At 52.9% G+C, this 13,112-nt stretch carries 10 protein-coding genes and 1 pseudogene; 4 read left to right on the forward strand and 7 right to left on the reverse strand.

Annotated elements, in window-relative coordinates; all coding sequences use genetic code 11:
- Positions 1 to 42: 42 nt before the first annotated feature.
- The 3 genes from PMA3_RS26780 to PMA3_RS26790 form a co-directional block, all read right to left on the reverse strand.
- A complete protein-coding gene (locus PMA3_RS26780; RefSeq protein WP_064679994.1) occupies positions 43 to 1,293 on the reverse strand; it encodes a phospholipase D-like domain-containing protein in 1,251 nt (416 codons plus the stop codon).
- 251 nt (positions 1,294 to 1,544) lie between these two features.
- Positions 1,545 to 1,868 (reverse strand): hypothetical protein, encoded by a 324-nt coding sequence (locus PMA3_RS26785; protein WP_064679995.1) that lies wholly within the window; start codon positions 1,866 to 1,868, stop codon positions 1,545 to 1,547.
- A gap of 112 nt (positions 1,869 to 1,980) precedes the next feature.
- A complete protein-coding gene (locus tag PMA3_RS26790; RefSeq protein WP_064679996.1) occupies positions 1,981 to 2,637 on the reverse strand; it encodes an inovirus Gp2 family protein in 657 nt (218 codons plus the stop codon).
- A gap of 669 nt (positions 2,638 to 3,306) precedes the next feature.
- On the opposite strand from PMA3_RS26790, the gene PMA3_RS26795 reads away from it, so the two are divergent.
- The 3 genes from PMA3_RS26795 (at position 3,307) to PMA3_RS26805 (ending at position 6,159) form a co-directional block, all read left to right on the forward strand.
- A complete protein-coding gene (locus PMA3_RS26795; protein ID WP_064679997.1) occupies positions 3,307 to 4,605 on the forward strand; it encodes an AAA family ATPase in 1,299 nt (432 codons plus the stop codon).
- A 113-nt stretch (positions 4,606 to 4,718) separates the two neighbouring features.
- Positions 4,719 to 5,291, forward strand: a complete 573-nt coding sequence (locus PMA3_RS26800) for a hypothetical protein (protein ID WP_064679998.1) — start codon at positions 4,719 to 4,721, stop codon at positions 5,289 to 5,291.
- Positions 5,292 to 5,385: 94 nt separating this feature from the next.
- Complete coding sequence (locus tag PMA3_RS26805; RefSeq protein ID WP_064679999.1) at positions 5,386 to 6,159, forward strand: DUF6602 domain-containing protein; 774 nt, start codon at positions 5,386 to 5,388, stop codon at positions 6,157 to 6,159.
- Between the two features lie 150 nt (positions 6,160 to 6,309).
- Here the strand turns inward: PMA3_RS26805 and PMA3_RS31255 are convergent.
- Positions 6,310 to 6,441, reverse strand: a pseudogene (locus PMA3_RS31255) (transposase domain-containing protein); the annotation flags it as partial.
- A gap of 134 nt (positions 6,442 to 6,575) precedes the next feature.
- Positions 6,576 to 7,811, reverse strand: coding sequence for a GmrSD restriction endonuclease domain-containing protein (locus PMA3_RS26810; RefSeq protein ID WP_237140673.1), 1,236 nt, complete (start codon positions 7,809 to 7,811; stop codon positions 6,576 to 6,578).
- Between the two features lie 100 nt (positions 7,812 to 7,911).
- On the opposite strand from PMA3_RS26810, the gene PMA3_RS31260 reads away from it, so the two are divergent.
- A protein-coding gene (locus tag PMA3_RS31260; RefSeq protein ID WP_420848550.1) for an IS3 family transposase occupies positions 7,912 to 9,131 on the forward strand; the annotation gives its coding sequence in 2 pieces (ribosomal slippage) (positions 7,912 to 8,257 and positions 8,257 to 9,131; 1,221 coding nt in all).
- Here PMA3_RS31260 and PMA3_RS26825 read toward each other — a convergent pair.
- Complete coding sequence (locus PMA3_RS26825) at positions 9,123 to 10,049, reverse strand: DUF262 domain-containing protein (RefSeq protein WP_237140674.1); 927 nt, start codon at positions 10,047 to 10,049, stop codon at positions 9,123 to 9,125. The genes PMA3_RS31260 and PMA3_RS26825 overlap by 9 nt on opposite strands.
- Positions 10,049 to 13,102 (reverse strand): type III restriction-modification system endonuclease, encoded by a 3,054-nt coding sequence (locus PMA3_RS26830; protein ID WP_064680001.1) that lies wholly within the window; start codon positions 13,100 to 13,102, stop codon positions 10,049 to 10,051. Before PMA3_RS26830 ends, PMA3_RS26825 begins: the two co-directional genes overlap by 1 nt.
- Positions 13,103 to 13,112: the final 10 nt, after the last annotated feature.

The following is a 13,112-nucleotide window of genomic DNA, read 5'->3' on the forward strand; positions in this document are numbered from 1 at the left end:
CAGAACGCCCTGAGTTTGTCACTCGCTTATAGCACTGCGATGTCAGTGACCAGCCCCAACATCAGACGAGCTTTCTGGCAGAGTGTTTGGCTTTGGTCTTTCAATATAAGGGACGTCAAACATCGGTCTGGAACGCCACCCTTCTGGCTCGCGATCGATCAAAACCCAATATTTTGAAGCTCTCTTCGGCGCGGGAAGCGGGGTCTTTAACTTCATTCTTTCGAGGTAGCGCTCTTCAAACGCGGGTCTGTTCATCGCTTTAAACCCAATGTTCTCAACAGACGGACCGCGAACCAAATTGGCTGAACCACTCATGACCTCGCACACGCTCTCGGAAATACCGGCGAAGAATTTTGCATGGAAATCTTGCTTCCTGGCATCCATGGCGACAAGCCTGTTTTCCAAGCCAAATTTCTCTAGAAGGTTGACCGAAATTCCGTCCTCCTCCATGGCCTTCCTATAGGCCGTCCACGTCGCTCCACGCGTCAAGAAAATGGACTTCTCAGAGTCCAGTATGCCAAGCAGCCACTCCCATACGGCCAACTGTTTTTCTGAAGACATGAATGTCGTGCCCACGAACGGTGAGACGATCAGAATTTGCTCGGCAAGCAGATTCCAACGGATGATCAACTTTTCAAGCAAGTCCATTGCATCGTCCTTGGACACAATGCCATCCAACGTTTCCTCAAACTTTGCGCCGGAAACATCCGCAAGGAGAAAGTCGTTTTCCGATGTAGGTCCGGTGCCGGCGCCCATCAAAAGCCGCGCATAAAAGGTGGCCGTGTGCCTCCCTCCGCACGAACACTCCACGGGCACACGCACCACTGCATAGTCGTGGTGGGGACCACCCTTCAATAGATAGTTCTGCGCGACGTGGTAGGCTTTAACAACTGCCGAAATCTCGTTTCCCAAAGCTGTCTTGGCGAGCCTCTCTAAATCAGCCGAGCCCTTCGCGCATTGATAGAGCGGGGTTGCCGAGTAGTTGAACCGCCACACATTGAGGTTCAGATCAATGTTGTGTCGGAAAACGTCATGGGCAACTGTGCTCCGATCCCCAGCGAATGACTTTTCATGCCTTGCTTTGATTTGCTTGCAAAGCTTGCTGCCAGACTCTAGAGGATTGTTGAGCTCGATGACGAACGGTTGATTGCACCTAGGGCAATCAACCTCCCAATAGCCAGGGTCGTTTTCACCTTGAAATTTGATCTCGACGTAATGATGCGGCTCCCCGCAATGAGGACAATTTGCCGCATGCTCTGTTCTGTATGTGCCATCGTCTCGGCTTGATCTCATCTTGTCTCCTGGGCATTCGTCCTGAGCGCTATTCCATCAACCCGATAGAGCTCTCTTTTCACACTACCCTGCGGTGAATCCAGCTTCAGGCAGAACGAACTTCTGAACTACAGGGATAGCTAACCCCAAGGAAGTGAACGAGCCATCTCCGCTGAATCACCACAACAATCGAAATGGAATGCAGCGCTATCAAGTAAACGGGTGTCGGTATCCGGTTTTACTGGGGTAATTTCAAACGAAATGCAGGTGGCTCAACACTCATCTTCTTCATAATCGACTTCAACGATCTCAACCGCCAAGCTCTGGATGATCTCGATACCTTCAGGGCACTCCACCAACTCGAGCCCGTCGATGCTTGGAGTTGTGAAGCCGTAATCAGCCGTGACGCGCCATACGACAGCCCCAGCCTGGGTAGCCCCTGTGAACAAAGACGCATAGATTTCACCATCCTCCTTGAATTTTTGAGCCTCCAGCAGCTCAGATGAGGACTGAACAATCGAATCTGCCGGGATAGTTATCTTCTTGCCTGACAGTTCGTAAACTACATCCTGAGTCACTTCAATCATTGATGCCATGGTGCCCTCCTAGTAAAAGGGCACCACTGTAGTGGCAATCGGATAGCTAGGAAACAGGGCATTTGCTCAGAAGGGGGGAATACGCGTCAACTGATCGACGATATTTCCTACCTTAGACCCGGCTGGCTCCAAACCCATGCTGACCATCCCCATAGGCTTTAGTAGCAGACTTGCAGAGGTAGCTGGCTCTGTAGAACAACTCTTGCTGCCCCAGCTCATCATCTCTATGCAGGCGATAGTCAGGTTTATCTGGGATATGCACTAAGCCGTTACACTCATCGACTGATAGTCTCAGGGCACTAGCCCAGGATCCTACGAGACGATTGAAGATGTTATCCCTTCCTGGCTCAAAATTTCCAAGCGTAGTGAACGCATCTCGGTTGAGCAAGATGAGAACATGGTAGTGGGGCTTACCCAAGAGCCCGATCTCCCTCGCCCAAACATACCGTACTTTAGTGTCATGGATATACTTTCCCGACGAACCAGCCTTTAATCGATTGTGCTTGATCTTCGCCTTGAAGGATTCCAGGAAGCGGTCCATCACCCTGTTCGTATACAGGTAGTCAGGCAGATCTATAGCAGCGGGAAAGCGCAAATCAAATCTGAAAGCGAAAACACGCGGACAATCGTCCAACGCTCGCTGGATCACTCTATTAAGACTATATAGATAGTTTCGAACAAAAGGACCTTTACTCACTTGGATAGGCAAACCAAGGTAATGATCCTCACAGCAGAGCATGAGATTAGAATTTCCTGGATGACGCTTCATGAGTGAACTCCGATACGTTAAATACATATCGGAGTGAGGCTTAGTAATTTTTTACAACGGCTATAATACCAAGCTCATCTACCCTGTAGAGATAGATAAACAATACATGACCACACAACTAGAACCAAACAGCCAGATTTATCAATACTAATGAATAAATATCGCTTAAACAAGTTAGCGAACGACAATCGATTAACAGCGAGCTGCATAATGTAATAGGCAACAGCTTACTTCCTCACAACTGTAGCAGCGCAAGTACTACATGAGCATCAGCACATAGCACTACGCATGAACGCAATAGTTCTTATAAACATATTACCAATACCGAAAATATCACCCCCTACTGCAGCCAGGATTTTAATTAAAGAGCTCAGTACAGATCAAAATCACCAACCACCTCAACTCTGGAAAAAAAACACTGTGCTTCGAAATATCAGTTAGCCCTTACCAAGGAGAGTTTGAGTACTGCAGACCCAGACCACCCCACTGACACGCGAGTCGTTCCAATCATAAACCAGGAACTCCTGAGATAAGTCGCTCCCGAGACCTCCCGCATGAAGCAGCTTGAGATGGCGAGTACGATGAGACCGCCCCGTGTACAATGACAACCGCATCAATAATCACCCTTTTTACTCTGGCTAATATGACAGCCGCGAAAGAGAGCTAGCCATGAAGGTCACGCAGTTGTGTCTCCTAAATTTCAGGGGGGTCAAGGAACTTTCGGTTGACTTCACCCAGCGCACTACAGCTTTTGTCGGGGTCAACGGCGTGGGTAAATCCACGATACTGGATGCACTGGCCATTGCCTTGTCGCAGCTGATCTGGCGAATCAATGGGCACGCGCAGAAGGCACGTCCCATCGCTTTGGACGACATTTGCCACGGGACCGAATTCGCTCGCATTGAGGTAACGGCTGAGCTGAACGGTAATTCGTTGACCTGGGCCACGGTCACCAATCGCAAGAAGGGCGCGCATGGCGACCCACTCCGGAAAAGTGATCTTGACGCACTGAATGAGTCAGTCAAAGCGTTGAGCGAGCAGTGGGTCCATGCGGCGTCAGAGACCCAGGCATTCCACGACCGACCGTTAGCGGTTTACTACGACGTTAACCGCGCAGTTCTAGACGTGCCGATGCGTGTGCGCGAGAAGCTGCAACACAATGCGAGTGAGATTTACCAGGACGCACTGGACCACGGCGGTGCCGATTTCAAGCGGTTCTTCATTTGGTTCCGGAACTTCGAGGATGCCGAAAATGAGATGCGCACTGACGACCCGGCATTTCGTGACCGTGGGCTGGAGGCTGCTCGCAAGGCCATTTTGACGTTTACGGGATTTGACGGCGTGCGTGTGCGCCGCAAGCCCAAGATGCGTATGACGGTGAGCAAGGGAGGTGACGAGTTCAATGTGCTTCAGCTGTCAGATGGCGAGCGCAACATGCTGGCACTGGTGGGCGACATGGCTCGTAGGTTGAGCGTGCTCAACCCCAACCTCACCAACCCGAACGAGGGTGCTGGAGTGGTCATGATTGATGAACTTGACCTTCACTTGCACCCACGCTGGCAACGTGAAGCCGTAGCCAAGCTCGAAGCCACCTTTCCGAACTGCCAGTTCGTCATCACCACGCACTCACCTCAAGTGGTGGGGGAGCTCCGCCCTGAATCCGTCATGCTGCTACGCGGCGGCCACTTGCTTGGCCACGCTCCACGTGCGTTGGGGTTGAGCAGTGGCGAGGTATTAGAAGAGCTGATGGAGGGCGACGCCCGGAACACTGGTTTTAAATCCGAGATCGTTCAGGTTGAGCGTGCTATTGAGGATGAGCAGTACGACCAAGCTCGCCAAGCTTTAGCAGCTCTACGGGAGAGTTTCGGTATCTTGCCAGAGGTGCTACGTCTTGAGGAATCTCTAGAATGGTTTGACCCCACAGAGAAAGTCGACCCCATTTCGTCAGGACAGGAGGATGGCGAGTGAGGACAGTGTCGAAAGGGGCAGAATGCAACGTATTGAGAGCTTGGAAACGTAGCAATAGGACATCTCCGCAGAACATTCACTACGACTATCTCGACGGTGCAACAAGAGAGGCCATGCTTAGCCAATTGGTTAAGGAGCAGGCAGGGCTATGCGCTTACACCCTGAAGCAAATCGTTCATCGTGACGGCAAATGGCAAGCGCACATCGAGCATATCCTGCCGCGCTCACAACACGACGCTGACAGCTCGGTGAGCTGGACAAATTTACTGGCCTGCGTTCCGCAGCCTGGCGGTGCCTGTGAGTACGGAGCCGTTCGAAAAAGCGCATACGATCCTGCCCAAAATCCCTTTGTAAGCCCTACGATGAGAGGGCTGGCTGTGCATTTTCGATTTAGAGAAAACGGTGAGATCGAAGGATTGACGCCGGAGGCTGTCGATACATCGGCACCAGGCGTGTTGAATTTGAACCACATCGCTTTGGTGAACGATCGCGGGGCCAAGATCCTAAGTGCATTAGGGCGCAGGCCCAGCGCAGCAGCCGCCCGCCGCCGCGCTGAGGAACTACGCAAGCCAGATCGCTCAGGCAACATGGAGCCTTATTGCGAGGCTGTAGCGCAGGTGCTCGAGGTCTATGCGATTCGTTTAGAGAGGAAGGCAGCTCGTATAGGAGGAGCCAAACGAAGATGAGCCTAGGGATCATGCTCAAAGATGTACTGAATACGATTCAGGGTAAGGGGCCGGTGAATACACCTACCAATCTTCCTAAGGGAGAACAGTTGGCGTGAGCCATTATTTTGATCATGTAAGTCAAGAACTGCACAGCAAGATCGCCCAGGCTAAGGTGTATATCAGCCGGCACAATCCCACCACTGGCGCGCTGGCGGAAGCAGTGCTGCGCCAATTCCTCAACGATCACTTGCCTGGGGCGGTCGGCGTCGAGCAGGGCTTTATCATCGACAAGGAGGGCGGTCTTTCTAAGCAGTGCGATATTTTGATTTACGATTCCCACTGGTATGCCCCGTTCTATCGGGTAGGTGGTGTAGTTGTCGTGCCGGCGGAGGCGGTGATCGCCATCATCGAAGTGAAAACCTCGATCAATAAGGCGGCGTTACATGATGTGATCCGTTATTTCCAGAGCTTCGAAAGCCTGAGACTGGAAGCGAAGACCTACCTCTTCATGTTCAATGCCCCCACGCTAGGGACTGTAAGCCGGCACTTTCACACGTATCGGCATCAAGGTGACTATCAGGAGTTCGACCACGACACTTTCCACTTCCTCCCGGATGAAATCACCGGTTTGAATCACTCCTACCATCTCCAGAAGGGCTCGGTTATCCACGATCGCGATGCAATAGGGTATCTCTCGTACTTCTATCAGGATCATGAGGGTACTGAGATCAATGCGCTGGAGCGGTTCTTTCTGTCGGTGTACGCCACCGTCGAGCAGCACCTCACCCGACACCATCTATTTTCTCCATCACTGGCGCCGCGCGCGGCCTACCACAGCAGCAAGGCCTCCAACAGCATCTTTGCGATTGACCTGTTCCCCATGTAACGGAGCAAGGGCGTAGTGTCAGGGCCGGCTATGTGGATCGACGGGGCACACATAGCAACTCAGCCCGCTGCCGTCGTCGTGGGAGGTCCAAGCAGGAGCGTCGTCTCGACTGACCCAACGTAAGCGTAAGTCCAACTCACCTTGCGTAAGTCAGGCCGGCACCCCGTGATGCGGCAGCAATTGCTCAATTTCGCTAGCCAGCTGTGTTGGCAGCCGCCTCAGCACATCCTTGAGGTAGGCATACGAGCCCTGCCCATTTATGCGCGCCGACTGGGTCAGTGTTTCGCAGCCATAGTAGAGGGCAGTCACTGGTATGGGATGCCTCTCAGCAACTCATACCAATCTTGAATCCCCAAGGAAAAACCATGAGCATCATGCCCTTATTTTTTTCCTTCACAGTCATTCTGACGACGGCATCAAGCGCTGAAGTTGTCCCCCATCTGTCTATCAAATGATTGGCGAATCAGACCGATGACGTAGGGCAGCTCGTCCTTGCTAGCGAGGCCAATCTCAACGTCCCCATTTCCCCAGCGCCCAAGGTTAGTCACATCGAGGCACAAGCCTTTGGGATCATCGATCTCTTGGAAGGGCATGTTGAGCGACAGGCGCAGACGTTTGGCCTGCGGCACCACATCGACAAAGTTGGTTTCCGCTTTGAAGGCAATATAGAGCTTGAGTACTTCTTCGTTGACGCAAGGATCAAGCTCCAGAACGGCGGTACGCAAGCATTCAAAGAGTTCGCGCATAGGGCCAGCACCCAGGAAGGGATGTTCATCAATGCTGTACTGCTGGCCAGACTGAATCGTTGTCGGGCGGTAGGCGTCGAGAATATCAGCGCCTACAAACGGCACGCTCCAGACCTTTGTCGCCTCTATTGCTAAGCGATCAGCGCGAGACTTGATCGCCTCTTCATTCCATACCTGGATTTGTCCCAAGCCTTTGTTAAGCTTTAACGGACTCTGCGCAAAGCCGACAGGGTTGCCATCTCTGTCAGTCACTTGGTCACGTTTGTAGTTAAAAGGATGATCTCGATACTCGCTGTTATAGCCTGTAAGCGTGAGGTTACCCAAGGTATGCAGCCACGTCTGCTGAACCGTCTGCCAGTCTGGCCCCAACTCCGCTTGCCACTGCGTGGGCAATTCAGGATTCTGCGGCAAGATGTGCTCGATGGTGTAATCCTCCACCATCACGCGCTCCTTGCGGCCGTGGTTCTCCAGACGTCGTAACCAGTAGCTACGGCTACGGAAGTTGTAGAGATCACGCTGTTTGAGTTCTCGCTGAAGCTCTTCATCGGCCGGAAAGCGGCGATAGGACGGCAGAAGCAAGAAAGCGGCTTGAACGCTCTCCAAATACCGATCCTTCTTCAGAGTGCGCGATAGTCCAGCGAAAGTCTTGTTTAACGAATTGGTTGGGATGGAGCACACCGCACGACGGAAAACGTAGCTCTCGACCAACCGAACCACCTGATGTAGTTCTTCGACACTGAGCCGACCCTGCTTGTAGTCATGATAGACATCGAGCAGGAAAGGATAGGCCACGTCGACCTTAAGCTCCCGTAGGTCATGGAAGACCTGCTTGAGTAGAGGTTGTGACTCTGCGCCAAGCGCAATGGCGCAATAGTAGGTCGCATAGCCGTGGATATCCGCAACCAAGTCGGAAATGTTACCTAAGAGGGTACCCGCTGAACGAGCCCCATGAAAGACAGGACACCGTTTCCCCCTTACGATAAGGGATAGGCAAACGGTTATGTTTATGACTAACAGCAACGATAAGAGTGGGGAGCTTTTGGGCCAGGAGCGGCGGCGCCGCTGGAGCCCAGAGCAAAAGCTGGCCATGGTTCGCGAGAGCCTTGAGCCAGGACAAAGTGTGTCGGTCGTCGCTCGGCGCAACGGTATCAATGCCAATCAGCTGTTTCTGTGGCGCAAGCTGTATCAGGACGGCAGCCTGTCGGCGGTCAGTGCCGGCGAAGCCGTGGTGCCTGCCTCCGAGTTGAGCGATGCGCTCAAGCAGATCCGTGAACTGCAACGGATGCTGGGCAAGAAAACGATGGAAGCGGAAATCCTCAAAGAGGCCGTGGAGATCGCCCGGTCGCGAAAATGGATTGCGCACTCACCCTTGTTGCCGGGGGACGACCAGTGAAGCTGGTCAGCGAATGTCTCGGTGTGGCGCGCTCGCAATTAACGGTTCGAATCAAGCAATCGGTATCGCCCAAAATACGGCGAAGCAGGCCTGTGAACGACGCTGAGTTGGTGGCCGAAATCCAGCAACAGGTCAGTGAACTGCCCAGCTATGGCTACCGTCGAGTCTGGGGATTGCTGCGTCGCGCCCGTGAAACCCAGTTGCTACCCGCGATCAACGTGAAGCGGGTTTACCGGGTGATGCGTGATCACAACCTGCTGCTTGAACGCCGGATCAAACAACCCGGCGTGCCGCGTCGGCACGAAGGACGTATTGCGGTGCAAACCAGCGATACGCGTTGGTGCTCGGACGGCTTTGAGTTCCGCTGCGAGGACGGCGCCAAACTGAGCGTGACCTTCGCCCTGGACTGCTGTGATCGCGAAGCCATCGGGTGGGTCGCCAGCCCGACCGGGTACAGTGGCGATGATATCCGCGACTTGATGCTGGAAAGCGTGGAGAAGCGCTTCGGTGATCAACTGCCGACCACGCCGGTGCAATGGCTCAGCGATAACGGCTCGGCGTACACCGCCGAACAGACACGCCTGTTTGCTCGACAGATCGGTTTGCAGCCGGTGACCACCCCAGTTCGCAGCCCGCAGAGCAACGGCATGGCCGAGAGCTTCGTGAAAACGATCAAGCGTGACTACGTGGCGCACATGCCTAAGCCGGATCGAGAAACGGCGTTGCGTAACTTGGCAATTGCCTTCGAGCATTACAACGAGCAGCATCCGCACAGCGCCTTGAATTACCGTTCACCGAGGGAGTTCAGGCGCTTGGCGGCAGCATCAATTTAACGGGGAGTTGGTGTCCGGTTTTGTAGGGGCAAGTCCACCCGCATAGATTTTAAAAGCGACATACACCTCTCGGACATTAGGGATTTCTCCAGTTTTTGCTGTCAGATAGTGTCGCATGAACGCATCAAAATGCACCGTATAAGCTGCCTGCCCAAAGCCCTTCTCCATCGGACGCCAGTAACTCTTGTAGAGCTCTGTCTGCAGATTGGGCTCCAACCCCATGAGGATGTAGTTACGGATCAAATCAGCCTGACTGAGTTCCAGTCCGGTGGAATTCATGCTCTCGAAGATTAGCTGGGGGTTATCCTGGGCGCGATCCAACGAGACATCGACAATCACTAGTTTTGCCAGACCCTCACACACTGCGTCTAGCTCGTTGTGATGTTGCGTCAAGAGCTCCCGGAAAAGCTGGTAGTTCTCATAGACACGCGTACTGCTTTCGGCAGGCATGGGCGTGTCTTTAAGGATTGCGCGGAGCGTATCGTTGTCGGTTTCAGAAAGGATCAGCTTGAAGTGGCGCTCACCATCCTCATCAGGATTGAGTAGGTAGTAGTTGCGCAGCTTCCGGGGAGAAAAGGCCTCCAATAAATCCTCGAACGGATCTAATTTGTCAGGGGCGAGACCTTTAAGATAGCTGGCCAGAGCGGCAACCAGCAGCGTACTCGTGGTCAATCGCTGCTGCCCATCGATGACCAGCAGGGCTTCCTGACTGGTGACTGATGACAATGCACGCTCAATGTAGACAATGGAGCCGATGAAGTGCGCGTTAACCTTTTCATTACGTCCGGCCCGCAGTAGATCCGCCCATAGCTGACGGCACTGCGCTTCAGTCCAGGAGTAATTACGCTGGTAAATCGGAATAACAAACTGCGGCGACTTACGCAGAAACTTGAGTAAGTTGGCTTCGGTAGCTTTCATTATTTCACCAACTCCATCAACTTCCCAAACCCATCCACCACGTCGTACCTCACCTGCGCTGAGGTGATCTTGGCGAAGAACTTGCGAGCGCAGGCGATTTTGGAGGCTTCGATGGCACGCAGATCCATGCTGGACATTGAACCCTTGGTTTCGGCGACAAAGTAAACGTGCTTCACCTTGCCCTCTTGGAAGGCGATAGCCCAATCTGGGTTGTAGTTGCCTACCGGCGTGGGTATGAAGAAACTCTTCGGTAGCTTGGCGTAAACCACCACTTCAGTGCTTGCATCCAGCTCCTCGACGAATTTACGCTCGATGCTGGAGTCGGTGAACACGTAGTCATAGACGTGGTGCTTAGCTTCGAAGGCCTTGCTGAAATCGTCCTTGGGTTTCTCTGCAGTGAAGATGTTAGAGCTATGGGTTTCGTCCACCGGACTGTAAGCGATGTGCTCGACGATAGCTGTGGCCTTTTGCTCATTGATGAGCGTAGAGGCCTTAGCGATGAAGTCTTCCGGGTTGGTTTTGTACTGGCTGAAGACTGCCACGTTGATGTCTTTGAGGATGCTGGCAATGGTACTGCGTGTTAGCTGGGTGTCCTCAGCCAGATTGCCAATCAGATCGTATTTCACCGCCGAATGAACGGAGTGGTTGTACTTTTCGGTCGAGCTTTCGGCGATCTTAAAGGCCGAGCCACTCTTCATATCGTCGAAGCTGGCATTCTCCAACTGGCTGCCGCGCTCGATAACGTACTGCATCGGTTTAACCCGTAACTCAGCATCCAACGCTGCCACGCACTTGCCCACCAGCTCATTGCTTTCAAAATGAACGGTGTAAGCGGCTTTACGGTTGATTTTGTTCCACAGCGCTTGAAATTCCTTCTTCTCGAAGTTCGAATTAAGGGGATTGATCTTGGCTTTGCGGTCATCACCAATCTCCGGCATTTGCGCCGCACTGAAGACGCTATCGATCAGCTGAAATACCTGAGTTGCATAGGGCTGCAGTTCAACCGGCAACTCTGCCAGTTGTTCTTGTTTTTTGGCCTCATGGTAGGTCAAGGTGATCTGATCGTTGTCGTCGGTGTAGTCGTTTTTCAGCAGGTACTTGTAAATCTGCTTGGCCAGTTGCGCAGAGACCTCAACGTCGCCAGTTGGGGTTTGTAAAATTTTTCCTTTGAAGTAATTCTCGGTGGCCTCACGCGGCCGTGCCGACAAAGACTCACTGATGTCCTTCTGCAGTGCACCAACGAAGTCCTTGTAGCTTTCGCTGGCCACCACCGTCAGCTCATTAATTTGGTGCACGGTGGCCGGATCATCCATACGGTCACCCTGTTGGTTGACGGACAGGCGCATTCCACGACCCACCTCTTGGCGCCGCGAGATACTGTTATCGCTGTGCTTTAAGGTACAAATAACGAAGACGTTGGGGTTATCCCAGCCTTCGCGCAAAGCCGAGTGGGAGAAGATAAATCGCACCGGTTCGTCGAATGACAACAGGCGTTCTTTATCCTTAAGGATCAAGTCGTAGGCATCCACGTCGTCGGTCTCAGTAGCTTTTTTCCCCACTGTGGGATCGACTAGGCGCTTGCTCTTCTTGTCGATAGAGAAGTAGCCATTATGGGTCTGGCGAACCTGAATACCCTTGAGATAGCGGTTGTAGGGAGTGTCTTCCAGCGTCATCACGTCGGTGAGGTAGGCGTTGTACTCTTCCTCGAAGATCTGCGCGTACTCGCCAGGCGATTCGCCGGTTGCGTCGTACTGGCGGTATTTTGCCACCTCATCAATGAAGAACAGCGACAGCACCTTGATGCCCTTACTAAATAGCATCATCTCCTTCTGAAAGTGTGCTTTGACCGACTCGCGGATTTGGATGCGCCGCATGGCGGCCTCATCCACGTTGCCCACGGCCTCTCCGGCAACTAGCTCCACCCCGTTGGTAAAGCTCAGTGTATCGATACGGGCGTCAATCTCAGCAACCACGAAGCCTTTGTACTGATCCAGTCCACCAGATAGATCGTACAGATTGTCGTTGCGGCCGAGTTTGCGCATTACTCGTTTGATACCACTGCTTTGCTTGATTTCCATCTCAACTCGCGCCACAGGCGATTTGGTCGAGACTTCAATGTCCTGTAAAAATAGATAAGCGTTGGTACCGGTCAGGCCTTTAACAGTGATGCCGCGCACGCTGATCTTCTTCACCAGCTTTTGATTGTAGGCATCCAGCGCATCAAGGCGGTGGATTTTGTTGTACTCCGTTTTGTGAGTGGCCGAGTAGCGCACGATCATCAACGGATTAAACTCGCTGAAGGAAGCCAGCGTCTTGGCTCCCTCCATCTTCTGCGGCTCATCGAGAAACAGAATCGGCCGGTTAGCCTTGATCACATCAATGGGGCGGCGCGATTGAAAGTCATCCAGCTCTTCATAGATCCGCCGCTGATCTGCACCACGGGCTGCGAACGCCTGGACGTTGATAACCATGACGTTAATGCCGCCATCCGAAGAGAAGCTTTCCAGGTTGTGCAGCTGCTTGGAGTTGTAGATGAAGAAGCGCGCCTTCTTGTCGTAGCTCTCTAAAAAGTGCTCGGCCGTGATCTGCAGCGACTTATAGACACCTTCACGAATGGCAATACTCGGCACTACAACGATAAACTTGCTCCAGCCATAACGTTTGTTCAGCTCGAACATGCTCTTGATGTAGCAATAGGTCTTACCAGTGCCTGTCTCCATCTCCACATCGAGATTGATGGTGCAGCCCGTATGTTTATCTCTAGCCTGCACCGCCGATAACGGCAAGTTCTGACGGCGTTGCACATCTTGAATGTTTCCCAACAACTGCGCCGCGCTCACCACTAACTCTGCATTCTTGAAACCAGCCTCAATAGGCTCAATCCTCTCCGCACCGAGCAAGTCAATCTGCTGTGGTGCCACCGGCGCGAAAGACTTAGCTCCAGGGTCAACGCGATAGCTTACACCCGAGGATTTTGGCTGGCCAATAAAGCAGTCGGCTAAGGCGTCTACCGCATAAGTCTGGTAGGGCTGGACTTTAAACTTCAGTTTCATACGCATCAGC

Origin of the sequence: Pseudomonas silesiensis, from assembly GCF_001661075.1 — a bacterium.
In the GTDB taxonomy this organism is placed as follows: Bacteria; Pseudomonadota; Gammaproteobacteria; order Pseudomonadales; family Pseudomonadaceae; genus Aquipseudomonas; species Aquipseudomonas silesiensis.